Origin of the sequence: Mangrovibacter sp. MFB070 (genome assembly GCF_000705335.1) — a bacterium.
In the GTDB taxonomy this organism is placed as follows: Bacteria; Pseudomonadota; Gammaproteobacteria; order Enterobacterales; family Enterobacteriaceae; genus Mangrovibacter; species Mangrovibacter plantisponsor.
On the sequence record NZ_JJMI01000033.1, the window covers coordinates 13,913 to 38,333 of the forward strand.

19 protein-coding genes and 1 tRNA gene are annotated in these 24,421 nt (G+C 50.6%); 6 read left to right on the forward strand and 14 right to left on the reverse strand.

Annotation, left to right across the window (positions count from 1 at the left end):
• Positions 1-8 precede the first annotated feature (8 nt).
• Together DT73_RS16010 and adhP are read right to left on the reverse strand one after the other, a co-directional pair.
• Positions 9-1,820 (reverse strand): methyl-accepting chemotaxis protein, encoded by a 1,812-nt coding sequence (locus DT73_RS16010; RefSeq protein ID WP_235234522.1) that lies wholly within the window; start codon positions 1,818-1,820, stop codon positions 9-11.
• Positions 1,821-2,291: 471 nt separating this feature from the next.
• Entirely contained in the window at positions 2,292-3,305 is a 1,014-nt protein-coding gene (gene adhP / locus DT73_RS16015; RefSeq protein WP_036111495.1) for an alcohol dehydrogenase AdhP, read from the reverse strand.
• Between the two features lie 592 nt (positions 3,306-3,897).
• On the opposite strand from adhP, the gene aguB reads away from it, so the two are divergent.
• Together aguB and aguA are read left to right on the forward strand one after the other, a co-directional pair.
• A complete protein-coding gene (aguB, locus tag DT73_RS16020; RefSeq protein WP_036111498.1) occupies positions 3,898-4,782 on the forward strand; it encodes an N-carbamoylputrescine amidase in 885 nt (294 codons plus the stop codon).
• Positions 4,783-4,785: 3 nt separating this feature from the next.
• Positions 4,786-5,868 carry an agmatine deiminase gene (gene aguA, locus DT73_RS16025; protein WP_036111501.1) on the forward strand — a complete coding sequence of 361 codons (1,083 nt, stop codon included), beginning with the start codon at positions 4,786-4,788 and terminating at the stop codon, positions 5,866-5,868.
• Between the two features lie 77 nt (positions 5,869-5,945).
• On the opposite strand, the gene DT73_RS16030 is transcribed toward aguA, so the two are convergent.
• From DT73_RS16030 to DT73_RS16045, 4 genes are all read right to left on the reverse strand, one after another.
• Positions 5,946-7,373, reverse strand: a complete 1,428-nt coding sequence (locus DT73_RS16030) for an efflux transporter outer membrane subunit (protein WP_051691422.1) — start codon at positions 7,371-7,373, stop codon at positions 5,946-5,948.
• 350 nt (positions 7,374-7,723) lie between these two features.
• Positions 7,724-7,800: transfer RNA gene (locus DT73_RS16035), tRNA-Pro, on the reverse strand.
• A 73-nt stretch (positions 7,801-7,873) separates the two neighbouring features.
• Positions 7,874-9,616 carry an LPS biosynthesis-modulating metalloenzyme YejM gene (yejM, locus tag DT73_RS16040; RefSeq protein WP_036111502.1) on the reverse strand — a complete coding sequence of 581 codons (1,743 nt, stop codon included), beginning with the start codon at positions 9,614-9,616 and terminating at the stop codon, positions 7,874-7,876.
• Between the two features lie 26 nt (positions 9,617-9,642).
• The gene (locus DT73_RS16045) at positions 9,643-9,870 is read right to left on the reverse strand and encodes a YejL family protein (RefSeq protein ID WP_036111504.1); all 228 of its coding nucleotides are present in this window, start codon (positions 9,868-9,870) and stop codon (positions 9,643-9,645) included.
• A gap of 131 nt (positions 9,871-10,001) precedes the next feature.
• Here DT73_RS16045 and yejK point away from each other — a divergent pair, with 131 nt between their 5' ends.
• A complete protein-coding gene (yejK, locus tag DT73_RS16050) occupies positions 10,002-11,009 on the forward strand; it encodes a nucleoid-associated protein YejK (protein ID WP_036111507.1) in 1,008 nt (335 codons plus the stop codon).
• Positions 11,010-11,097: 88 nt separating this feature from the next.
• On the opposite strand, the gene rplY is transcribed toward yejK, so the two are convergent.
• A complete protein-coding gene (gene rplY / locus DT73_RS16055) occupies positions 11,098-11,379 on the reverse strand; it encodes a 50S ribosomal protein L25 (protein ID WP_036111511.1) in 282 nt (93 codons plus the stop codon).
• 200 nt (positions 11,380-11,579) lie between these two features.
• Complete coding sequence (locus DT73_RS16060) at positions 11,580-13,340, reverse strand: DEAD/DEAH box helicase (RefSeq protein WP_036111515.1); 1,761 nt, start codon at positions 13,338-13,340, stop codon at positions 11,580-11,582.
• 201 nt (positions 13,341-13,541) lie between these two features.
• Here DT73_RS16060 and rsuA point away from each other — a divergent pair, with 201 nt between their 5' ends.
• The 3 genes from rsuA to DT73_RS16075 all read left to right on the forward strand — a co-directional run bounded on the left by rsuA (position 13,542) and on the right by DT73_RS16075 (position 16,184).
• Complete coding sequence (rsuA, locus tag DT73_RS16065) at positions 13,542-14,249, forward strand: 16S rRNA pseudouridine(516) synthase RsuA (protein ID WP_036111651.1); 708 nt, start codon at positions 13,542-13,544, stop codon at positions 14,247-14,249.
• 16 nt (positions 14,250-14,265) lie between these two features.
• Complete coding sequence (locus tag DT73_RS16070) at positions 14,266-15,462, forward strand: Bcr/CflA family multidrug efflux MFS transporter (protein WP_036111520.1); 1,197 nt, start codon at positions 14,266-14,268, stop codon at positions 15,460-15,462.
• Positions 15,463-15,842: 380 nt separating this feature from the next.
• The gene (locus DT73_RS16075; RefSeq protein ID WP_036111523.1) at positions 15,843-16,184 is read left to right on the forward strand and encodes a YejG family protein; all 342 of its coding nucleotides are present in this window, start codon (positions 15,843-15,845) and stop codon (positions 16,182-16,184) included.
• Here DT73_RS16075 and yejF read toward each other — a convergent pair.
• The 6 genes from yejF to mepS form a co-directional block, all read right to left on the reverse strand.
• Positions 16,173-17,783: a microcin C ABC transporter ATP-binding protein YejF gene (yejF, locus tag DT73_RS16080; RefSeq protein ID WP_036111526.1), complete on the reverse strand. Its 1,611-nt coding sequence runs from the start codon at positions 17,781-17,783 to the stop codon at positions 16,173-16,175. The two genes, DT73_RS16075 and yejF, sit on opposite strands and share 12 nt — an antisense overlap.
• A 1-nt stretch (position 17,784) precedes the next feature.
• Positions 17,785-18,807, reverse strand: coding sequence for a microcin C ABC transporter permease (locus DT73_RS16085; protein WP_036111528.1), 1,023 nt, complete (start codon positions 18,805-18,807; stop codon positions 17,785-17,787).
• Positions 18,807-19,904 (reverse strand): microcin C ABC transporter permease YejB, encoded by a 1,098-nt coding sequence (locus DT73_RS16090; protein ID WP_036111531.1) that lies wholly within the window; start codon positions 19,902-19,904, stop codon positions 18,807-18,809. The genes DT73_RS16085 and DT73_RS16090 overlap by 1 nt, the downstream gene beginning before the upstream one ends.
• Positions 19,905-19,915: 11 nt before the next feature.
• Positions 19,916-21,724 (reverse strand): extracellular solute-binding protein, encoded by a 1,809-nt coding sequence (locus tag DT73_RS16095; protein WP_036111534.1) that lies wholly within the window; start codon positions 21,722-21,724, stop codon positions 19,916-19,918.
• A 118-nt stretch (positions 21,725-21,842) separates the two neighbouring features.
• Positions 21,843-23,420 carry a cyclic di-GMP phosphodiesterase gene (locus DT73_RS16100; protein WP_235234524.1) on the reverse strand — a complete coding sequence of 526 codons (1,578 nt, stop codon included), beginning with the start codon at positions 23,418-23,420 and terminating at the stop codon, positions 21,843-21,845.
• A 152-nt stretch (positions 23,421-23,572) separates the two neighbouring features.
• Positions 23,573-24,142, reverse strand: coding sequence for a bifunctional murein DD-endopeptidase/murein LD-carboxypeptidase (mepS, locus tag DT73_RS16105; protein WP_036111536.1), 570 nt, complete (start codon positions 24,140-24,142; stop codon positions 23,573-23,575).
• Between the last annotated feature and the right edge of the window lie 279 nt (positions 24,143-24,421).

Here is a 24,421-nt window from a genome sequence, read left to right on the forward strand (position 1 = left end):
CTGGCTGGTTAATTCAGGGTAAAACGGTCAACCAGTGACGTCATTGCTTCAGACTGTTGGTTCAGCGTCTGGCTGGCTGTGGCAGCCTCTGAAACCCGTGCGGCATTTTGCTGAGTCACCTGTTCAAGCTGGTGCAAAGCCAAATCAATTTGCTTAATGCCCAGAGACTGCTCACTGGCTGCGTGGGCAATATCGGTTACATATTGCCGCATTCTGCTGGTATTGGCGGCCGCAAGGTGCAGGGTTTCACCAGAAGCATTTACCTTTTCAACACCTTCGTTAATTTTCCCCATGGTCACAGTGACCAGATCACGTATGGATGCGGCTTCCCGGGCACAACGTTGGGACAGGCTGCGAACTTCGGCAGCAACAACCGCGAAGCCTTTACCCAATTCACCTGCCCGTGCGGCTTCAACGGCTGCGTTCAGCGCCAGCAAATTTGTCTGGAAGGATATTTCATCAATAGAGCTGATGATATGGGAAATTTGCTCACTGGACTCACGCACAGCCTCAATACTGCGGCTGGCTTCAATTGCAATGCTGTCTGCCTCCTGAACCTCATTTTCCATTTCAGTTGTCAGTAATTGTGCCTGGCGGGCGCTTTCAGCGGTTTGGTTTACGGTGGTGGATATCTGCTCCATGCTGGCCGCTGTTTCTACCAGTGAAGCTGCCTGCTCATCAGTCCGTTGTGCTAAATCCTGGTTGCCCCGGGCAATATCATCGCTGGCACTTAACAGTACATCCGCACCTTGCTTTATCTCCATGACGGTAGACCGGAGATTATCGGTCATCGCGTTCCAGGCCATGCTGATACGGGAAAGTTCGTCAGTTCCAGGGACAGGTAACCGTTGGGTGAGGTCGTTACCCATGGTGTGAATTTTGTGCAGGATTGTTTTAAGTTGCCGGTCAATGCTGCGGGTAATCAGCAAGGCAAACCCCAGCGAAACCAGCAGTGCGAGTACTGTTGCTGCAAGGTAGCCCATCCAGTCAATACGGGCAGTTTCAGCAATACGCTGTGCATCGCCAGATAACTGGCCGGCAAGGGTATTTTCTACGTCTTTTAATAAATTGATACGCTCAGTCTGGGCGGCGAACCAGTCTGGCCCCTGAATACCAAACTGGTTATCTGCAGCGTGAATAAACGCCTGCTGGCGCATCGCTAGTGCTTTTTGGGTTGTGGGCTGGTTTTCGGTTTGCTGCCAGAGTTTCAGGTCATCTGGCGTGGCGAAAGTTTGGTAGGCTGTTATCCACGCGGTTTGTTTCCCAACAACCTCACTGAAACGTTGAAACATGCCCGGCATAAATTTGCCTGCCGAAAAAGTATTAGCGAGGAGTGCGCGCTCAATGCCTGCCTGTTCTTTGATGTTTAATAGCGCGTAATAGGTCATCAGGTCGTTGAGAATTACCCCTGGCTGGGGCAGGTGGCTGATATTGCCGACAATATCCAACAGAATATTCACCATCCTGGTATAGCTGGCCAGCGCCTGTGGTGTGGCGATGGATAAGTTACTGACACCACTTCGCAACGTATTTATTGTCTGCTGCTGTTGTGAAAACTGGTTAACAAGTTCTGTCAGTTTGCCTAAATTCTCAGTTCCAGCAAGTTGTGCCAGGCTGTTTTCGGCTTTCTTTAGCACCTGGTCAGTGAGTTGCTGTTGTGTGGTTAACTCAGAACGAAATTGCTGGCCCTTGCTGCCCAGGTAGCCTGCACTCAGGCCGCGTTCTTTCTGGAGTTCATGTATTGTGTCACCCAATGTGGCGGCAATATGAGTGAGTTCAGCAACGGTTTTCATTTGCTTTTCGACAGAGTAATGGGCCATAAACCCATTTCCTGCTACCCCCAATAATGCCAAAACTAAAGGTAATAATACCAGTAACAGCTTATTTCTTATTGAGATTCGGTAAATCCATGACATACGTGGCAACCTCTTTTTTTTACAAGCGTAAAGAGGTTATCGGTGTATGCCGGGGGGAACTTTACTAAAATATTACCCCAAAGGGGTAGTTGTAAGATTTTGATTTTTAATAGAAAAATAATTAAGTAATACTAAATTTATTATTACTATCGCTTAACTGATTAATGACATTAATACATTGCTATTTGCACAAAAATAAAGGCGTCTGATGACAAACCTCATGTTCGCACAGCACGAGAGAATGTCTCCCAATAACAAACCAGGGAAATCAATTTATTGATTTTGGGCTGCTAACTAAAAAGAAGGAAAAACCACGCTTTTTCCTTCTTTTTCATCAATCTGAAAGGCGCCGCAGCGCCTTTATTTATATCGGGGTTATTTCTGCCCGAAGTCAATCACCATACGGCCCTGAATTTTTCCCTGTTCCATTTCTTCAAAAATAGTATTGATATCTTCGATGGGACGGCGGGTTACTTTGGGAACCACTTTACCTTCAGCGGCAAACTGGAACGCCTCAGTAAGATCTTTACGTGTGCCAACCAGTGAACCGACCACCTGAATACCATCCAGCACCAGGCGAGGAATATCCAGGCTCATTGATTCTGGCGGTAAACCTACTGCAACCACCCGGGCACCGGCACGGACGGCATCAACAGCGGAGTTAAAAGCAGCTTTAGCCACAGCTGTAACCACTGCGGCATGCGCGCCACCGGTTTTTTCCTGAATGAACTTCGCCGCGTCTTCGGTGCGGGAGTTAATCACCAGGTCAGCGCCCATTTCTTTAGCGAAAGCCAGCTGGTTATCGTTTACATCCACCGCAATGACTTTGGCGTTGAAAACATTTTTTGCATACTGCAGTGCAAGGTTGCCCAGGCCACCCAAACCATAAATGGCAATCCACTGGCCAGGTTTGATGTCTGATACTTTCACGGCTTTGTAAGTGGTCACACCAGCGCAGGTCACGCTGCTTGCTGCTGCAGAATCCAGACCATCGGGTACTTTCACCGCATAGTCTGCCACTACAATGCACTCTTCTGCCATGCCGCCATCAACGGTATAGCCTGCATTCTTCACGTTACGGCACAGCGTTTCGTTACCACTGGTGCAGTATTCACAGTGCCCGCAGCCTTCAAAAAACCACGCAACACTTGCACGGTCGCCCACTTTCAGTGAACTGACACCCGGCCCAATCTGTTTGACTACCCCAATCCCTTCATGACCAAGAATAACCCCGGTTTTGTCTCCGAAGTCGCCATTCTTTACATGCAAGTCGGTGTGGCAAACCCCACAACATTCCATCGACAGTAACGCTTCACCATGTTCCAGTGGGCGAAGTTTTTTATCGACGACATCAACATGGTGATGACTGTTCACAACGGCTGCTTTCATTTGCACTCCTTGACTATAGATGGCCTTTCATTTTTAGCATCTGGATAACATTTGCCCAGATGTATTGATTCGGAATAATTCCAAATCAATTATTAATTCTACGGTATCATTTCGATAAAGTTTATTCGAATGGAAAAAATTTATTAAATCATAGTGATAAATTATCTATTCGTGCTATTGGAGAAATTTCTCGTGCCTGATTGTAGATAAGGTAAGTAATCTGGCTTGTAACAAATAAACAACATGCTGTGTGAGGGTAGCGGTTATTGTTTAGCGGTTCTTGAGTATGTGTGTCATTGGAGTGCGTTGTGAAACGGCAATGCATCAGAATTTGCCACGGGACAGATTGAGTCTGAGAGCCGGGATCCGTATAGTGTCTCACCCCTTGCAGCCCGTGCTGAATACCGCTGGTTTGCGTTTAAAAGAGGCACATAACTTCTGCGCGCAATGGCAATGTTTTCGGCCTGCCCGGGGAGTCTGCTACTATTGAACAGAATTTTTATCGCCTGGTGGGCAAATGCTGCACCAGGTGCAGGCTGTGGGACAAAAGCAGTCTGGTAAGCACCACTCTCTAACATCAGGAGATTTTTTAATGAGAAATGTAACTGTCGCTGCCACTCAAATGGCCTGTAGCTGGGAACTGGACAACAACATTGCCAATGCTGAGCGACTGGTGCGTGAAGCCCATGCCCAGGGGGCGCAAATTATCCTGATTCAGGAACTCTTTGCCGCGCCTTACTTTTGCATTGATCAAAGCCCGGAACATTACGCGCTGGCGCAGGATGTTGCGAACAGCCCGCTAATTAGCCATTTTTCTGCACTGGCAAAAGAGCTGGAAGTGGTGCTGCCACTGAGCTTCTTCGAAAAAGCGAACAATGCCTATTACAACTCACTGGTCATGATTGATGCCGATGGCACGGTGATGGATATTTACCGTAAAACCCATATTCCTAACGGCCCGGCTTACCAGGAAAAACAATTTTTTATTCCTGGTGACACGGGTTTTAAAGTGTGGAATACGCGCTATGCCAAAGTGGGTGTGGGGATTTGCTGGGACCAGTGGTTCCCGGAAACCGCCCGGAGCCTTGCATTGCAGGGCGCAGAAGTTATTTTCTACCCAACTGCAATTGGTTCTGAACCTGCTTACCCGGAAATCGACAGCCAGCCGCACTGGACTCGCGTTCAACAAGGCCATGCTGCAGCAAACCTGGTTCCGGTTATTGCTTCCAACCGTATTGGTACTGAAGCCAGTAAATATATAGAAGGCCTGGAAATGACATTCTATGGTTCTTCTTTTATTGCTGACCAGACAGGTGAACTGGTTAAACAGGCAAACAAAACGGACGAGTCCATACTGGTGTATACCTTTGACCTCGACGCCATTGCTGCACAACGTGCATCCTGGGGGCTGTTCCGCGACCGCCGCCCGGAAATGTACAGCGCGATTGCCACTTCTGATGGCACAACCCGGAGATAAGCTATGTCTGAGATGACAACGCCCCGTGGTGATGGGTTTATGATGCCTGCCGAGTGGGCTCCACAACAGGCAGTGTGGATGATTTGGCCATACCGCACAGACAACTGGCGCAATGAAGGTAAGCCAGCGCAGCAGGCTTTTGCCGCAGTCGCTGGTGCTATTGCACAAACTACACCCGTGTTTATGGCTGTGCCTGCCAGCGAGCTTGGCAAAGCACAGGCTACTATGCCTGCCGGTGTTACGCTGGTAGAAATGGAAAGTGATGATGCCTGGATGCGTGATACCGGGCCAACTATTGTCGTCAACAACGCAGGTGAACGGCGCGGTGTGGACTGGGCTTTCAATGCCTGGGGCGGCGAGCAGGGCGGCCTGTATGCACCCTGGGATAAAGACCAGGCTGTGGCCCGCCAGGTGCTGCAATATCATGGTTTTGCCGGTTACCCAACTTCGTTGGTACTGGAAGGGGGATCTATTCATGTTGATGGCGAAGGCACATTGCTGACCACCGCTGAGTGCCTGCTGAACCCGAACCGTAACCCGCATTTGTCGCAAGCTGAAATTGAACAGCATTTACGTGACTACCTGGGTGTTGAGCGTTTCATTTGGCTGCCAGATGGCGTGTTTAATGATGAGACCGATGGCCATATCGATAACATGTGCTGTTTTGTGCGCCCGGGTGAAGTGGCACTGCACTGGACAGATGACGAACAGGACCCGCAGTATGCCCGCTCTCAGGCAGCACTGGCCGTGCTTGAACAGGCGACGGATGCCCGTGGCCGTAAACTGAAAGTCTGGAAATTGCCGGCTCCCGGCCCGTTATTTGCCAGCGAAGAAGAAACAGCCAGTGTTCATTCCGGAAGCGCCATTGAGCGCCAGCAGGGAAATCGCCTCGCTGGCTCTTATGTGAACTACCTGATAAGCAACCAGCAAATTATTTACCCATTGCTGGATGCCAGAACAGATACTGTAGCGCAGGCACTGTTCCATGAGATGTATCCGGGCTACCTGGTAACAGGTGTACCCGCACGGGAAATTTTATTGGGTGGCGGTAACATTCACTGCATCACTCAGCAAATACCCGCCTGATTTGCCTTATTCCTGAAATAAAAAACGCCGCCAGGTTTTGCCACTGGCGGCGTTTTATTTAGATATCGCTCAGCAAATCAGGCCTTAAACCCACCGCCCAGTTGTTCAATCAACAAGACGGCCTGGCTCAGTTGCTGCGCTTTTAACTCAGCAACCTGCTGGTCCGATTCAATTAACTGACTTTGCAGTGATAACACATCAAGGAAAGGTCTCAGACCTGCACTGTACTCTTTGGATACGTCATCCCACGCACTGTGAACCAGCTGGTTCGCCTGCTGTGCCTGGTCATTTTGCTCACCCAGGGATTTCATCGACACAATGCTGTCGCTGATGTTACCCAGTGCACTGATAACGGTACTGTTATAGTGAGCTACGGCCAGATCCCAGTCCGCATTGCTGGTGGCGAGGTCGGCGCGGCGTTTGCCGCCATCAAAGATAGGCAAAGACAATGTTGGCCCAATATTAAAGAACTGGCTGGGTGCGCCAAAGAACGCATCACCTAACAGGTTACGGCTACCCGCTTCAGCGACCAGGTTAATGTTGGGATAAAATTCGGTTTTGACCGCCGCGATATTTTTCTCAGCGGATTCAACCCGCCAGCGCGCAGCCACAACATCTGGCCTGCGGCCAACCAGGTCTGCCGGGATATCGGAAGGCAATGTCATATTTTGCGGTACGCTTAACTGAACCTGCTTGAGGCTACGCCATGCATCCGGACCTTTCCCAAGCAAAATAGAGAGCTTGATACCGGCATCAACAGTGGCTTGTTTGGCGGCTGTTAATGCCTGTTCAGCACTTTTCGCCGTGGCACGGGCCTGGTTGTACTGGTAACGGGTAGACAGACCATTCGCAAAGTATTTCTGCTGCAACTGGCTGATAGACTCAGTACGTTTAACGTTATCTTCTGCCAGTTTCTCCAGCTCTTTATTCAGGTTCAGGTTGATATAGGCGCGTGTGACATTCGCGGCCAGAGTCAACCGGGCACCTTGTTTATCCACTTCACTGGCACGGGCTGCCCCTAAAGCAGATTCCCATGCAGCTTTCTGGCCGCCCCACAAATCCAGCGTATAGCTGGCGCTGAGGTAAGCAGAGCGCAGTGTGGCATAGCGGTGGCCTTCCAGCAGCGGGTCATCTACTTTGGCAAGGCGTGAACGGGTGACGCTACCATCAGCATCAAGGGTTGGCATCCGGGCGGCTTCTGCCGCAACGACTGCTGCATTGGCTTTCGCTGCCTGAGCGTTGACAATTTGCAGGTCTGGGCTGCTGGCAAGCGCCTGGTCAATTAGCTGGTTTAACTGTGGGTCATTAAAGTTTTTCCACCAGGCTTGCTGTGGCCATGCCGCCGGGCTGAAATGCACACCAGCGAGGCTTTTTTGTGCCTGAAGTGAGTCAGGCGACAGTACGCTGTTGTGTGTGGTAAGTCCTTCTGATGTTGCGCATCCGGTGAGTAAAAGGCTCAATAACAGTCCACAAGAAGAAAGACGTGGGGCATTTTTAGCATTCATTATGTTGAGTTACCTGAAATAAGAAATAAGTGATGCGCCGTGTGGATCAACACGTCAGGTTCCATTTTCCACGAATTGAGAACAAGAGTTCACACTTTTCGTGCCAGAACAGCGGTTAATGACCATTTGTGCTAAAAAGTCAGCATAGCCAGGAGACTTTGTTCTGGTCAATATTTGCGGGTATTTCAGTCAATAAGCGTGAGAAGGGATATGATTTGTGGCCGGTACTGCTTCAGTGTGTTTGCGGTCAGAACTGGCGTGGTTGGGTTAGCCAGTAATTTCCCACTCAAACTACAGGAACTGCAGGCATAAAAAAACCAGCCTTAACAGGCTGGTTTTCTTGGGGAATTTGGTCGGCACGAGAGGATTTGAACCTCCGACCCCCGACACCCCATGACGGTGCGCTACCAGGCTGCGCTACGTGCCGATGGGCGCTAATACTACCCGTTTTCCGCGGCATTGCAAGTGGGTAGCTAACTGAGTGAGGGTTAATTAATCAATCAGTTAGCAATGAAGCGTTTTTCGTCGGTCAGTGCACGTAACAGCAGGCGTAATTGTGGCGCTTTATCAGTAATAATTTCACCAGAGCGGTCCCAGGCCCGGTAATTACCGTTGTTATCCAGAACCAGTGTCATCTTCGGCGTTGTGATAGCCAGCGTATTGTTATCTGCGCTAATTACCCAGTCATTCCGACGTGTGGCGCCAAACAGGTCTTCCCCCTGAGAGTACTCATTCACTGGGGTTTTTACGTCCAGCAAGCGGGTCATCAGGGTCGCCATGATATCCTGGTGGCTGGTCAGTTTTGATACCTGTTGGGCTGGCGTGCCCGGCCAGTGAATAATAAGCGGTACCTGGATACGGGTACGGTCCCAGGCAAAGGTATTTTGGTGTTGCTTATCCGGAATACCCCGGTCTGCAGTGATAATCACCACGGTATTCTCAAGGCGATTCTGTGCCTGTAAGGCATCAAGGATACGGCTAATTTGCGCATCAACCTGGCCCTCTGCGGCGGGCAGGGCATTCTGGCTGGCACCATCTGTACCATTCAGCGCCACCCACGAGAACCAGCGGTTATCTTCAGTGGCATACTGGTTCAGCCAGTTAATCCACTGCGTGGCGGTTTGTTTGTCGGTACGGGTGCGCGCTTCCGGCAGAGAGAAATCAGATAACAATGCCTGGCGGTATAACGGACCTTTAAAGCCATCGGAGGCAAATAGCCCCAACTGATAACCTTGTTGGTTGAATGCGGTGATCAGTGCCGCAGGGATTCGGGCAGACAGCACGCTATCGAAATAGGTGGGTGAAATACCATAAAACAGCCCAAATACGCCATTGTCTGCCTGGTTACCGGCACTCATGTGGTGAGTGAAGCGAATGTTCTGGTTCGCAAAAGCGGCCAGTGAAGGCATGTTTTTCGCGTAACTGCCATAGTTCAGCCCACTGACGGTTATCAGCAGTACGTTTTGCCCGGTTCCCATGCCACCATAACGCAGCTCGCCCAGTGGATATTGCACGGACAGTGCTTCCGGGTTCCCTTGTTCAATCAGCCTGCGCTGGTATTGCTGGGCATCCAGCAGACCGTGTTTCTCCAGGAAACGGCGGGCAGTCATTGGGTAAGAGAAGGGCAGGTTGGCCCGCTGCATGGTGATTGGGCGGTAGAAATTGGCATCCGCCCAAATGTACATCAGGTGGCTACTGAAGAAAGCAATAAAGAACGCTACCACCAGCGGTTTGGCGAAGTGGCTGCGGCGGTTGAGGCTGCGTAATTTTTGCCAACTCCAGGTGGCAAACAGCATTTCAATCAGCAGGATAACCGGGACGGCAATAAAGATCATTTGCCCTTCGCGGCCCATGTCAGACTGTTGTGGGTTAACCACAATTTCCCAGACGATGGGGTTAAGGTGCAAATGGAAGCGGGTGAATACTTCGCTGTCTACCAGCAACAGTGTCATTCCCGCAGTCGCAAGGGTGACGGACAACACACGCATCAGGCGTTGCGACATGACCACAAAAGTCAGCGGGAACAGAATCAGCAGGTAACCGGCAAACACCAAAAAACTAAAGTGCCCAACCAGACTGAACCAGGAGTATAACCGGCCCGGGAGTGTGGCAGGCCAGTCGGCGACAAACAGGTAACGGCTACCCAGCACAATGGCGAGTAAAATATTAAACAGCGCAAACCAGTGCCCCCAGTTGATCATCTGGGAGACTTTTTCACGATAACGCTGATGCCTGTTCACCATAGTGATGCGTTCAGTCCTTGTTATCTTTAATGTGCGCTTTCGTCCCGCACTGAAGATTGCAATGCTTCAGCAAACGAACGGGCAATGGTCCGGCGCTGGGCAGGTGCGACACTGGAGTTTATCAGGTTAGTCACCATGTTACCCAGCACCATCAGTGAAAGGTCAGTCGGGGCTTTGTGTTGTTCAAGAACATTCGCCAGCTCAGTAAGCAGGCTTTCAACACGTTCGTCACTATAACGGGATGTTTGTGGCATAAATCAGTATCATTCAGTTTTATCAAAGTGCGTCATATTACCGTAATGGCGTCAGGTTTTCCGCATTTTTATCTGAGGTTGCACCGGGGCGAGACTGGTGATTGAATACCGCCTTTAAAGGAGAGTGTACCATGAGTCTGGATATCGACCAGTTAGCTTTACATCAACTGATAAAGCGTGATGAACAAAATCTCGAGCTGGTGTTGCGCGACACGCTGCTCGAACCGGCAGGCGTCGTGGTCGACATGATGGCGGAGTTGCACCGGGTATATAGCGCAAAAAGTAAAGCCTATGGTTTGTTTTCACCTGAAAGTGAACTGGCTGTCGCTTTGCAAAATTGCCGCAAGGGCGAAGATGATTTTCTGGCATTCAGCCGTGCGGCAACCGGCCGCCTGCGTGATGAGCTGGGCAAATACCCGTTTGCAGATGGCGGTATTGTCCTGTTTTGCCAGTATCGTTACCTGGCTGTGGAGTATCTGTTAGTCGCCGTGCTGAATAACCTCAGCAGTATGCGGGTGAATGAACAGCTAGATTTGAGCACCACGCATTATCTGGATATTAACCATGCCGATATCGTGGCGCGTATTGATCTCACGGAATGGGAAACCAACCCGGGATCTAAACGCTACCTGACGTTCCTGAAAGGGCGGGTAGGGCGTAAGGTCTCTGATTTCTTCATGGATTTTCTGGGCGCCAGTGAAGGCCTGGATACCAAAGCGCAAAACCGTGGCCTGCTTCAGGCAGTGGAAGATTATGCAGCGCAAGGTGAGCTCGATAAAGGCGAACGCCAGAATGTGCGCCAGCAGGTTTACACCTACTGTAACGAGCAACTGCAATCGGGTGAAGAAATTGCGCTTTCGGCGCTGGCGGGTGAAATCCCGGTGTTGGGCGAACAAAACTTTCAGTCTTTTGCTGAAACCCAGGGCTATGAGCTGGAAGAAACTTTCCCGGCAGACCGTAGCACGCTAAAACAGCTGACCAAGTTTGCTGGTAGCGGCGGTGGGTTGACGATTAGCTTCGATGCCATGTTATTAGGAGAACGCATTTTCTGGGACCCGGCAACAGATACGCTGACCATTAAAGGCACGCCTCCGAATTTGCGCGACCAGTTACAGCGCCGCACATCTGGCGGTAACTAAGCATGTGTGGCCTCTGGCGGGGCCGCATCATAAATTGCAGACAATAAAAAACGCCGCATAAGCGGCGTTTTTTATTTGAAGCGAACGATTAAGCGCGAACGAAATCGATGTGCATCAGTTTCGGCTTGAACGGGTGACGTTGCATAGCCTGAGCTTTTACTTTCACTTCTTTGCCTTCGATAACCAGAGTCAGAACTTCATAGAACTCAGGTTTGGACTGCAGGTTCATAACCAGGTCGTGGTCCAGTTCGATAGCAACAGGCGCTTCAGTTCCGCCGTAAACGATGGCCGGGAACTTGTTCGCGATGCGCAGGCGGCGGCTCGCACCCTTACCCTGCTCTTTACGTACTTCTGCATTGATAGTAAACATCACAATCTCTCTATAGTGAATCCTGCAACAGGCGACCCAGTAGCAGGCAAATATTCAGCTTTTACGGATGCAAAAGCGGGCGGCATTATAGCGGGTAATCTGCCATCGGGCAATAAAGCGTTAGCGCCACTTTCTTTACTATTACCAGGTGGGCTGCTATCTCTGCTCTGTTGCAGATGTAAATGCTTACCCTGCGGGTATCAACCACGCAATTCATTCGCACGGCGGAAACGGCCCGCATAATCAAAAACCTTTTCGCGAACTTGCCAGAACTGCCCTTGTTTCCTGGCGACCACAAAATCCGGGTGGCGCAGTAAATCTTGTTGCCCGATAACAGACTCCGGGGTGGACCATGAGAATGTCACGCCTGGCGCACGTTGATGCGGGCGCAGGAACAGGTGTTCGAAAGCGGTACGCTGAGCGGGTGTGTGCAGACGGAAGCGCTCACTTACATCTGCGCCGTCTTCATCGTAATAAGTGATTTTCAGCCATGGCCCTTTGGCGTCTGAGCCCCCAGCCAGAACCATTCCTGAACAGCGTAATACCAGTGCGTCTTTTAAACGCAATGCGGCTTTTAACATATCGTCTGGGTCAACCAGTACCGTATCGCAGGCATGGCAACGGCGTGCCGCAATATCATTTTCTGCGTGGCAATTTGGGCAGTTTTTAAAGCGGAAACGGAAATCACACTGTTCTCTGTTGCCTTCGTCATCTTCCAGTAAGCCCTGGCAACGCCTGCCAAAATGCTCAATCAGTGTGCCATCCTGGGTGGTTTTCCCCCAAAAGGTATTGGCAAAGCCGCAGGACGGGCAAAACACCTGTACCGGGACATTGTCACTGGTTTTTTTCGCCTGGCCGACCTCGGGTGTATAGAGGTCATGGGGGTTCCCGGCATAATCCAGAATCAGGCAAGAAGTTTTTCCGGGAAACAGGCGCAAACCACGGCCAACGATTTGTTGGTAAAGACTTACTGATTCTGTCGGCCGCAATATAGCGATGAGGTCAACATGCGGGGCATCAAACCCGGTGGTCAGTACCGAGACATTCACCAGAAAACGGAGTTTTTGTTGTTTGAAATCCAGAATTAACTGGTCGCGTTCACGGGCCGGGGTATCACCGGTGACCAGAGCCGCTTCACCTTTGGGCAACAGCGCAGTGATTTCTTTGGCATGTTCGACAGTGGCAGCAAAAATCATGGCCGCACAGCGCCTGGCGGCAAAGTCGATAATCTGGCGGATGATTTGCGGGGTAACGCGCTTTTGTTTTTTCAGCTCAGCATTGATATCTGCTTCACTGAATAAACCGTTACTTTGCGCCTGCAACTGGCTGAAATCGTAACTGACAACCGGCATATCCATGCGCTCTGGTGGCGTAAGGAAGCCGTGTTTAATCATGTAACGTAATGGCAGTTCATAAATACAGTCGCGGAAAAAGGCCTGGTCATCGCCGCGCACCATACCATGGTAATGGTACTGGTAAATCCAACCCTTACCCAGGCGAAATGGTGTGGCTGTCAGCCCGAGCAGGCGCAGTGACGGGTTATGGCTGCGCAAGTGCGCCAGCAGTTGTTGATACTGGCTGTCTTGTGCGTCGCTAATACGGTGGCACTCATCAATAATGACCAGCGAGAAGGCGTCATTAAAGGCTTCCGGGTGCCGGGCAACCGACTGAATGCTGCCAAACACCACTTTGCCCTGGCTTTGTTTACGTAACAAACCGGCAGAAAAAATATCTGCACTGAGGCCCAGCGCCTCATACTTGGCGTGGTTTTGTTCCACCAGTTCTTTTACATGAGCTAACACCAAAACCCGGCCTTTCGCCAGGCGTGCCAGTGCGGCAATCACCAGACTTTTGCCCGCACCTGTAGGTAACACAATAACCGCCGGCGATGTATGGTGGCGGAAATATTGCACAGTGGCATCGACAGCTTCTTGTTGGTATGGGCGCAGTATAAAAGACATAACGTTGTGAGGGTAATAACCTGCCTGTAAGAGAAAACGTGTAAATTATGCCACGATTTTGGCACAAACCTATTTTTGCCTTGTGACCAGACCGCGTGTCGTTATACTTGCGCACTGGTTCTCTTATCGACACCGGCATCCACTACAGTAAAGACAATGCTACTGTAATCAGGGCCCGGTATGACAGGCAGTGAAATTCCCATGAGACTTGATAAATTTCTTTCCCACCAGCTTGGTATCAGCCGGGCGATTGCATGCCGTGAAATTCGTGGTGGCAATGTCACGGTAGATGGCGAGATTGTGAAAGACAGCGCCTATAAACTGAAGCCAGAGCATCAGGTGGCCTACGATGGCACCCCACTGGCGCAGCAACATGGCCCGCGTTACTTTATGCTGAATAAACCCCAGGGCTATGTGTGTTCTACGGATGACCCGGATCACCCAACCATCCTGTATTTCATTGATGAACCTGCGGCTCATAAGTTGCATGCAGCAGGCCGGCTGGATATCGACACCACGGGTCTGGTGTTGCTGACGGATGACGGGCAGTGGTCACACCGTATTACTTCGCCACGTCACCATTGTTCGAAAACTTACCGCGTCCAACTGGAGTCTCCGGTTGATGAAGCGCTGGTTAGTGTGTTTGCTGATGGCATTCAGCTACATAATGAAAAAGACCTGACAAAACCAGCTACCCTGGAAATTCTGGGGCCGACAGATGTGCGCCTGACTATCAGTGAAGGCCGGTATCACCAGGTCAAACGCATGTTTGCCGCCGTGGGAAACCATGTTGAAGCTCTGCACCGCGAACGGATTGGTAGCATTGAGCTGGACAGCCAGCTGGAAGAAGGCGAGTACCGCCCATTAACTGAAGATGAAGTGGCCAGTATCGGCCTGCCAGTGACCTGATTAAGGAACAGATTACGTGTCATCCCCGCAGCGCTCCTCAGTAAGTATTGTGTTTATTCTTGGTCTGCTGGCAATGTTAATGCCGCTTTCCATTGATATGTATCTGCCCGCATTGCCAGTGATAACCAGCCAGTTTGGTGTCTCTGCTGGCAGTACGCAAATGACACTCAGCACCTATATTTTAGGGTTTGCTGTGGGGCAGTTGCTGTATGGCCCTATGGCAGACAGCCTGGGGCGTAAGCCTGTGATTCTGGGGGGAACACTGGTTTTTGCCTGTGCAGCCGTAGCCTGTGCATTGTCGCAATCTGTTGAGCAACTGATTGTGATGCGCTTTTTGCACGGCCTTTCAGCCGCAGCAGCCAGTGTTGTTATCAATGCGCTGATGCGTGATATCTACCCGCGGGAAGAATTTTCCCGCATGATGTCTTTTGTCATGCTGGTTACCACTATTGCTCCACTGGTTGCTCCTATTGCCGGAGGTGTGGTTCTGGTTTGGTTTGGCTGGCAGAGCATTTTCTGGATACTGGCGGGCCTCGCTTTGCTTGCCAGTGTCATGATCTTCTTGCTGATTTCGGAAACTTTGCCGCCTGAGCGCCGCCAGCGTTTTCGTCTGGCTACCACACTGACAAACTTTGCAGCCCTGTTTCGCCACCGTCAGGTGCTGTGCTACATGCTTGCCAGTGGGTTCAGCTTTGCCGGGTTATTTGCCTTTTTAACCACCGGGCCGTTTGTTTACATTGAACTCAACCATGTGCGCCCGGAGCATTTCGGCTATTACTTCGCACTGAATGTGGTGTTCCTGTTTATGATGACGGCAATCAACAGTCGTTGTGTACGCCGCTTCGGGGTAACTGCGCTATTTCGGTTTGGTTTGTGTGTACAGTTCTTGATGGCGCTCTGGTTGGTGGGGAGCAGCCTGTTTGGGCTCGGGTTCTGGGCGCTGGTGCTGGGTGTGGCCGTCTATATTGGCTGTGTTTCAATGGTGTCTTCGAATGCCATGGCTTCTATTCTTGATGCTTTCCCTCATATGGCCGGAACGGCATCTTCTCTTGCCGGAACGTTTCGTTTTGGCATTGGTGCGCTGGTTGGCGCATTGTTATCACTCACTACAATGAATACGGCCTGGCCCATGGTAATAGCAATAAGTGCTTGCGCCACTGCGTCGTTATTCTTCTACCTCATTGCCCGGCGCAAACATCGCCACGCCGCCTGAACCGCCTTCTGCGCCCTTGCTGGTTTGAGCCGGCAAGGGGCGATTTAGCACGAAACATCCATTTCTTCGCTGTTTTTCTTAATCCATGTCAACGTCCTGGCAGTCTGAATTACATAGAATTGTTTCTATTATGTAAAAATTGCTTGTGTAAAAAGTCACAGCTTTGTAGTAAAAATAGTTGTAATGGCAGAGGGAAAGGGTTACATATAGCCCAAAAATGTGATCTGTCGCTAAAAATAACCACTGAATAATTAAGTGGTAGCCTGTAAAGCGGTTTTCGGGCGTCTTTTTTTTATTCTTATAAGAAGCAATTTAGCAACAATGTATTAACCTTTAAGTAAAAATCATGCGATTTTTATTGTGACTTCCGGGGACAAACAGTGAATACGTTACAACATTCTATCGTCAGTCGTTTACCGCAGGGCTATCAGTGGTCCGCAGGTTTCGCTGGCTCAAAAGTTGAACCGATTCCGCAAAATGGCCCTGCGGGAGAGGATAACCTTGTCGGCCTCAAACTGCTCAGCCATGATGGAGATAAAGCCTGGCCTGTTATGTACAAATTAAGCCAGGCACTGAACGACATTGCACTGGAGTGCTGTGTTCTGGAATGTGAAGGTGAACCCTGCCTGTTTGTGAACCAACAGGATGAGTTCGCGGCAACCTGCCGCCTGAAAAATTTTGGTGTGGCGATTGCCGAACCCTTTTGTGAATTACCCCGCTGAAGAATCGGGGCTGCGCACCGCCATTAACTGGCGTGTGTAGTCCTGTTGTGGGTTGGTAAACACTTGCTGACTCTCGCCTTGCTCAACCACTTCTCCCGCCCGTAACACCACCACCTGATGGCAGAGCGAACGCACTACCTGCAAATCATGGCTGATAAAAATATATGCCAGCTTATGGCGTGCCTGCAGGTTTTTTAACAAGGCCAGAATTTGCGACTGCACAGAGCGGTCAAGAGAAGAGGTGGGTTCATCCAGCACAATCAACGACGGTTGCAAAATAAGCGCCCGGGCAATGGCAATACGCTGGCGTTGGCCGCCAGAGAATTCAGCCGGGTAGCGATGCCGGGTTGCCGGGTCGAGCCCAACTTCTTCCATCGCTGTAATAACCCGTTGTTCACGTGTGGCGGCATCCAGGTGAGGATGGTGAACTTTTAACCCTTCGGCAATGATATCCAGCACATTAAGCCGTGGGTTAAGTGAAGAGTTAGGGTCCTGAAACACAACCTGAATACGGCGGCGTACAGGTAACAGTTGTTTACGGCTGAGGCCGCCTAATGCCTGGCCGCCAAACACAATGTCTCCCTGGGAATGGATCAGGCGCAAAATAGCCAGCCCGGAAGTGCTCTTCCCGGACCCGGATTCCCCTACCAGACCCAGGCTTTCCCCCGGGCGTAAAGCAAAAGAGAGCCCCGATATACCACGGTGGTAACCCACAGTCCGGCGCAGAATCCCTTTGCGGACAGGAAACGATACGTCCAGATTATTGACCTGCAGCAGTGGTTCGGCAGTTTCATCGAGTGGAACCGGCTCACCTTGCGGCCCGGCATTTAATAATTCCTGGGTATAAGGGTGAAGAGGTGCCTGAAACAAAGCCTGGGCTGCATTGTGTTCGACACAACGGCCGCGGCGCATCACCGCAACATTATCAGCCAACTGGCGCACAATGCTCAGATCATGGGTGATGAACAACATCCCCATATTGAGCTCCTGGCGCAGAGTATGCAGCAACTGTAAGATTTGGGCCTGCACAGTGACATCCAGTGCTGTGGTTGGCTCATCGGCAATTAACAACTCGGGGCGGGTCAGCAACGCCATAGCAATCATTACACGCTGGCGCTCACCACCGGAAAGCTGGTGCGGGTAGTCATTTAGCCGTTGGCGGCTCTGGCGAATACCTACACGGTCGAGGCAATCCAGTATTTCTCCCCGGGCAGCCTCTTTGCGCATGCCCCGGTGCAGTGATAACACTTCATATAATTGCTTTTCCACTGTGTGCAGTGGGTTGAGTGAAACCATCGGTTCCTGAAAGATCATGGCAATTTTATTGCCCCGAATCCCTCGCAGTGTGGATTCAGGTGCCCGCAGCAGGGACTGCCCGGCAAACTGAATATCGCCTTCGGGGTAACTGACCGGGGGTGATGGCAGCAGGCGTAACACCGATAATGCCGTCACACTTTTCCCGGAGCCTGATTCCCCCACCAGTGCCAGCGTTTGCCCGGCTTCCAGTTGTAGCGATAACTCTTCAACGACGCGCTGTTCTGTATCATCGCGGCGAAAGGCAATCGAGAGATTCTGTATATCAAGTAAAGGCGTGGACATATCAACCTGCCTTATTGGGGTCGAATGCGTCACGGACTGCCTCGCCCGTAAACACCAGAAGAGACAACAGCAACGCCAGTACGACAAATGCGGTGATCCCAAGCCAGGGAGCCTGCAGGTTGTTTTTGCCCTGCAGCAACAACTCGCCTAGTGAAGGCGAGCCAACGGGCAAACCAAAACCCAGAAAATCCAGTGAGGTCAGTGTGGTAATGGAGCCACACAGAATAAATGGCACGAAGGTCAGTGTGGCAACCATGGCATTCGGCAGCATATGGCGCCACATAATCGTGCCATCACTGACTCCCAAAGCCTGAGCTGCGCGAATGTAGTCAAAATTACGGGTACGCAAAAACTCCGCACGTACCACACCAACCAGTGCCATCCAGCCAAATAATACGGTAATGCCCAGTAACCACCAGAAATTTGGCTGCACAACACTGGAGAGCAGGATAATCAGAAACAGGGTTGGCATGCCAGACCACACCTCAATTAACCGCTGGCCCCATAAATCTATACGGCCACCGTAATAACCCTGTACCGCGCCAACCACTACGCCAATCACACTGGAAAACAGCGTCAGCATAATGCCGAAAATGAGTGAGATACGTGTGCCGTAGATAACCCGCGCCAGCACATCACCGCCTGTTGCGTCAGTACCCAGCCAGTTTTGTGCCGAAGGTGGGGAAGGGAAGGGTTGAGTCGTGGCGAAGTTGATCGACTGGTTACCAAAACGAATCGGTGCCCACAATACCCAGCCTTGTTGCGCCAGGCGTGTTGCCAGCCAGGGATCCTGGTAATCGGCGGCTGTAGGAAATGCGCCCCCGAAATCCTGCTCGCTGTAGTTTTTTACCACCGGGAAATACCAGTGGTTATCGTAATGTACCGCCAGTGGTTTATCGTTAGCGATAAGCTCTGCACACAGGCTGATGGCAAACAGCACGATAAAAATCCAGAAAGACCAGTAACCACGGCGGTTATGTTTGAAACGGCGCCAGCGGGCCTGGTTTAAAGGGCTAAGAGCCATTATTTGCGCCCCTCAAAATCAATACGTGGGTCTACCAGGGTGTAGGTAATGTCACTGAGAATATTAAGCAGCAACCCGAGCAGGGTAAAAATATACAGTGTGCCAAACATCACCGGGTAATCCCGCGAAATGGTTGATTCGTAACCCAGCAACCCAAGGCCATTAAGTGAGAACATCACCTCTATCAGTAACGACCCTGTAAAGAACATACTGATAAAGGTGGCCGGAAAACCAGCAATAACCAGTAGCATGGCATTACGGAAAACATGGCGCGACAGGATCTGCTTTTCACCCAGACCTTTGGCGCGGGCTGTGACGACATATTGTTTACGGATCTCATCCAGAAAAGCGTTCTTGGTGAGCATTGTCAGCGCCGCGAACCCGCTAATCACCGTCGCCAGTACCGGCAGAGTGATATGCCACAGGTAATCGGTAATTTTTTTATACCAGGGGAGTGCATCGAAATGTGCGGAAACCAGCCCGCGCAACGGGAACCAGTCCAGGTAGCTCCCACCGGCAAACACCACAATCAGCATAATGGCGAACAAAAAAGCCGGAACCGCATAACCAATAATAATCAGCGCACTGCTCCACACATCAAATGCACTGCCGTTATGCACTGCCTTACGAATGCCCAGCGGAATGGAAACCAGGTAAATAATCAGCGTGCTCCACAGCCCTAAAGAAACCGAAACCGGCAGGCTGTCTTTAATCAGGCTGATAACGGAAGCACTACGGAACAGGCTGTTACCAAAATCGAAGCTCAGGTAGTCTTTGAGCATGTTGAAGTAACGCACATGCAAGGGTTTATCAAAGCCATAGCGGTGAGTGATTTCAGCAATAACCTCCGGGTCCAGACCTCGAGCCCCGCGGTACTGCCCTTCAGCGGCATTACTGACTCCGGTTGCCCGGTGAGTACTCTCCATTGAATTGTTACTCAGCCCTGGCACACCCGTGTTGCCGCCAAACTGAATGGCGGCGATGGCCTGGTCTACTGGCCCACCTGGCGCTATCTGCACAATGAAAAAATTCAGCGTGATGATGGCCCACAACGTAGGAATAACCAGCAGTAACCGACGAACCAGGTACGCACCCACGAGCCTCCTCCTTAGCGCCGTTGAGCCGGCAATGACGCGGCTTTGTTGACGTCGTACCACCAGGAGTCCAGCCCGACAGAGTAAACAGGCTGAATTTCCGGGTGAGAAAATTTATCCCACCAGGCTAACTGGCGTGTGGGCATATACCACATGGGAATCATGTAATAATTCCATGTCAGCACCCGGTCCAGTGCACGGCCAAGGGTTACCAGCGCGGCTTTATCCCCCTGGTGAGCAACAATATCTGCCGTCAGCTTATCTACCACCGGGTTTGCCACACCCGGGCGGTTCCAGGTTGAGTCGATATATTGTGATGCCCACAAAATCTGTAAGTCAGAAGAGGGCCACGGCATGGCCTGGTAGCGGGAAGGCAGCATATCAAAATCCCGTTTGCGCAGGCGATTAGTGAGTTGTGAGTTATCAACCTGGCGGATGGACATCGCTATGCCAAGGCGGCGCAGGTTATGCTGGAATGGCAAAACCCACTGGTCATTGCCACCATTGCCCAGTAGTAACTCAAACTGGAATGGCTTGCCTGTTTTGGTATTCACCAGTTGCTGGTTGCGAATCTCCCAGCCTGCGTCTTTCAGTAGCGCTATTGCTTTGAGCAAATTAGCGCGGTCGAAGCCATCGCCTTTAGATTGTGCCGGGTGCCAGATATGGGTGAATATATCTGGCGGTAGTTGTGCCTTCATCGGCGCCAGCAAAGTTAACTCACTGGCATCGGGGTAGTTGCGTGCCGCGTACTCGGTATTTTCAAAATAGCTGTCTGGCCGCTGGTAAGCACCGTAAAACAAGGCTTTATTAAACCAGTTGAAATCAAAGGCCAGGCCAATGGCTTCACGCACCCGCCGGTCGGTAAACATTGGCCTTTGTATATTAAATGCCAGCCATTGCGTATCTACAGCTCCCTGGTTTGGCCAGGACTCTTTGCGGATGTAATGTTTGTCGAAGTTGGTGCCGGTATAGCGCGTCGCCCAGTTTTTGGGGCTACTTTCACTGCGAAAATCATAGGCACCGGCTTTGAAGGCTTCAAAGGCGACATTGTCGTCCAGGTAATAATCATAACGCAGGGTGTCAAAGTTAAACCGCCCGCGGTTAACCGGTAAATTGGCAGCCCAGTAGTTTTTTACCCGCGAATACACAATGTACTGGCCCATTTTCCATGCGGTGATTTTATAAGGCCCGCCAGAGAGCGGTGGCACAGACAAAGGGTCGCTCAGCTTGTGATCTTTCCAGAATGATTCCGGCATAACGGGCAAAGTCAGTAGCCCTAACAGCATGTCTTTTGATGGGGCTGCCAGTTCAATGCGCACTGTGAGTGGCGAAATGGCCTTAACTTTTACGCCCTTATAATAAATGCGGAACTGAGGAACCCCTTCAGTCATAAACTTGTGGAAAGTGAAGGCGACATCGCTGGCGCGCACCGGGGAACCATCCTGAAACCGGGCTTCCGGGTTAATGGCAATTTCCGCCCAGGCGAAGTTATCCGGGTAACGGGCTCTTTCAGCAATCAGTGGGTAATAACTCCCGGGTTCGTCGTCAGAGGTGGTAAACAGGCTGTCATACAGGGCATCGGTGCGGATACCCGGGTTACCACGCAAAGCAAAACGGTTGAAGTTATCAAACGTACCAATCGTTGCCAGCGTCATGCTTCCCCCTTTGGGGGCCGCAGGGTTTGCATAATCAAAATGCGTGAAATCTACTGCGTATTTAGGTTCCCCTAATACGGCAAAAGAATAACTCTCTTCAATTTGGGGGGCGGCATAGCTCAGGTTGGCAATCACCAGTAAACAAGCAGCCAGACAACGCAGCAACATCGTCAGTGAGATCCTTATCAGGCCACCGTCACACAGTAACGGGGCAGTATGACACGCAATAAAAAAACAGTAACCAGAACCCCGCCTGGGTATTTGCGGGCAGGGAGTGCTGACTGTATCACCCACCAGAGTTTGTGGGTAGTTTACAGTACCATTCATTCAACTGTTGTGCAGACATCGGGCGGCCTAAATAGTAGCCCTGCATATAGGTTACACCGCGCCTGGCAAGCCATGCCGCCTGGTCTGCAGTTTCAACACCTTCAGCAACCGTTTCCATTTTCAGGCGCTGGGCTAAGTTGAGGACTGCGTCCAGTACAGGTGATGTCACGGTTTCCTGACCAATAGCGCTGATAAATCCTTTATCAATTTTCAGGTAATCAAAGGGAAAACGTTGCAGATAGATAAGTGCGGAATGGCCGGTACCAAAATCATCAACAGCAATGTCAAAACCCTGCTCGTGCAGCCAGTTAAAACTTTCCAGAACATCATCGCCTTCCAGCATGGCGCGTTCTGTCATTTCTAACAATAACCTGAAGTAGTTGCCGGGAAGCTGGTTCACAAACTGGGTGATATCACTCTGAAAAGACGCGGCTTTAAGATGTGACGGCGCAAGGTTTATTCCCAGTTTGGATCCTGCAGGCAGGCATTGTTGTAATACCGGAAGATCTTTGACTATCAGGCTGAATAAATGGCGGGTCAGTGGAACGATAAGCCCCTGTGCTTCTGCATACTGAATGAAAACATCCGGGGGAATAGGGCCTGCGGCCGGGTGGTGCCAGCGCATCAGGGCTTCCACGCCTTTAATGTCCTGATGTTGTGTATCCATTACTGGCTGGTACACAACAGAAAACTGGTGGCGCTTAATACCGGCCAGGATCTCGCGGCCCGAACTCATACGCACTGTTAAATAATAGAAGCACAATAGTGCGCTTACAATACCAGCGGCTAAGCCAACCAGCAGGGAAAACTGGATCAACTGAGGTTGCCAGCGGGGAGCAAAGATCAACAATTTTATTGGGAAATCTGGCAAAGATCGCTCCAGGCGGGGCTTCCCTAACTGCGCCACCGGGGTGACCTGGCCGGTGTAAATACCAATGGCTTCCTGACGCACTGCAAGGGCTATCCCGGAGACGCCTTCTTTCTGCGCACTGAACAACAAATAAGGGGGAATATTCAGGTTAATGGTCGTAATAATGCCATCGCCTGCGTGGTGCGGGTCTGCCAGCCAAAATGCCAGTGCAGGCTTGCCGGGCATTAGCGGGGTTTCCGCTAAAATCGCCAGATCCCGGCGTTTGCTGATATTGATATCAGGCACCAGTTTTGCCAGTGGATAGGACATTTTGCCAGTAGCAGAGGAGCATTCTGCTGTGCTGTTCTTTACCAACAGTGCGGCACGCACATGGAGTTTAAATGCGGCAGAGCTGGTTAGTTCTGGAATCACCCGCTCGCAGGGCTGTTGCGCCAGCGGCAGTAATTTATATGACGAATCCTGTAAATCAACAGCATAACTGTACATATACTGGCTGAAATTATCTGCCAGTGTTTCGAGCCGCTTCATGCGTTGAAGATGCGTTATTGCCAGCACCAGAGCACTGATACAAAGTGCTACCACAAGTCCCAGAAGTAAGCTGGTGGCCAGGTTTTTTCCTTGTTCCGGGAAAAAATGCAGTTTATTGGAGGGAGACACCACAGTCACAAAGCTCCATTGTTAACAGCAGGTGCAGTTATTTTTATTGTTCTAAGAATAAAACAGACTGGGGAGAATGGGGAGTAACTAAATGAAAAAACGCCGCTTTGGGCGGCGTTTTTAATAGTCTCAGCTTAGCATTATCAAGGGATTAAAAATGTTTAGCTGCGGCTCAGTACACGTCTCGCATCGTTATACCGCCTTTTCCAGTAAGGCTCGTCCAGATTGGAGATCATTACACCACTGGAAGTGGAGGCGTGAACAAACTGATTATTACCAATATAGATACCGACATGACGGCCCGTAGAACCTGCCCTGAACAGCACTAAATCACCGGTTCGCAGTGCAGTTTTCGCAACATGCTTACCCATGGTTTCTTGTTCGTAAGTTGAACGAGGCAGTTCAAGTCCGAATTGTTCCCGGAAAGTACGTTGAACAAATGCAGAGCAATCAATACCACGTTTGGTGTCACCACCAAGACGGTAACGAACCCCTTTCCAGTCTGCGTATTGGTCCATCAGACGGGATTTGATGTCGAGGTTTTGCACCATCTTTTCAAATTCGTCCTGAGAAGCTTGCAGTAAATAACTGTCATTATCGCCAACTGCATGCGTCTCAGTACGCATATTTTTTGCGCTATTCGTTGCGCTACATGCTGAAAGCAAAACCGCCACAGCAACGGCGGGTAACACCCGCGAGATATATCTCAAGATCGGTTGAGACTTGACCATATTGTTTATTATCCCTTGATGTCCTTAGCGACAGAGCCGCTAGAAAAATGCCAAACGGTACGAGACTAATTAGCAATCTGCACAACAACAACGCTTTCTGGATAAAAATGTGGCAAAACGCACAATTTTATTCGTGTTAAGCGTTTGCCTGACACGTTGCACAGAATATTCCCGAGAGTACCCGATCAAAAAAAACATAGCGAGTCATTTTGCAGATAATTTTATAAGAAATTGTGATGTTTTGTCGTGCTGAACGGATATGGTGAAATAATAACCAGG

Excerpts from the sequence above, each read along its gene's own strand:
- aguA (WP_036111501.1), top strand. The coding sequence starts at position 4,786 with ATGTCTGAGATGACAACGCCCCGTGGTGATGGGTTTATGATGCCTGCC.
- DT73_RS16085 (WP_036111528.1), bottom strand. The coding sequence starts at position 18,807 with ATGGCTCTTAGCCCTTTAAACCAGGCCCGCTGGCGCCGTTTCAAACAT.
- DT73_RS16095 (WP_036111534.1), bottom strand. The coding sequence starts at position 21,724 with ATGTTGCTGCGTTGTCTGGCTGCTTGTTTACTGGTGATTGCCAACCTG.
- rplY (WP_036111511.1), bottom strand. The coding sequence starts at position 11,379 with ATGTTTACTATCAATGCAGAAGTACGTAAAGAGCAGGGTAAGGGTGCG.
- yejF (WP_036111526.1), bottom strand. The coding sequence starts at position 17,783 with ATGTCCACGCCTTTACTTGATATACAGAATCTCTCGATTGCCTTTCGC.
- adhP (WP_036111495.1), bottom strand. The coding sequence starts at position 3,305 with ATGAAAGCAGCCGTTGTGAACAGTCATCACCATGTTGATGTCGTCGAT.
- DT73_RS16030 (WP_051691422.1), bottom strand. The coding sequence starts at position 7,373 with ATGAATGCTAAAAATGCCCCACGTCTTTCTTCTTGTGGACTGTTATTG.
- mepS (WP_036111536.1), bottom strand. The coding sequence starts at position 24,142 with ATGGTCAAGTCTCAACCGATCTTGAGATATATCTCGCGGGTGTTACCC.
- DT73_RS16045 (WP_036111504.1), bottom strand. The coding sequence starts at position 9,870 with ATGCCACAAACATCCCGTTATAGTGACGAACGTGTTGAAAGCCTGCTT.
- DT73_RS16010 (WP_235234522.1), bottom strand. The coding sequence starts at position 1,820 with ATGGCCCATTACTCTGTCGAAAAGCAAATGAAAACCGTTGCTGAACTC.
- aguB (WP_036111498.1), top strand. The coding sequence starts at position 3,898 with ATGAGAAATGTAACTGTCGCTGCCACTCAAATGGCCTGTAGCTGGGAA.
- yejK (WP_036111507.1), top strand. The coding sequence starts at position 10,002 with ATGAGTCTGGATATCGACCAGTTAGCTTTACATCAACTGATAAAGCGT.
- DT73_RS16060 (WP_036111515.1), bottom strand. The coding sequence starts at position 13,340 with ATGTCTTTTATACTGCGCCCATACCAACAAGAAGCTGTCGATGCCACT.
- yejM (WP_036111502.1), bottom strand. The coding sequence starts at position 9,616 with ATGGTGAACAGGCATCAGCGTTATCGTGAAAAAGTCTCCCAGATGATC.
- rsuA (WP_036111651.1), top strand. The coding sequence starts at position 13,542 with ATGAGACTTGATAAATTTCTTTCCCACCAGCTTGGTATCAGCCGGGCG.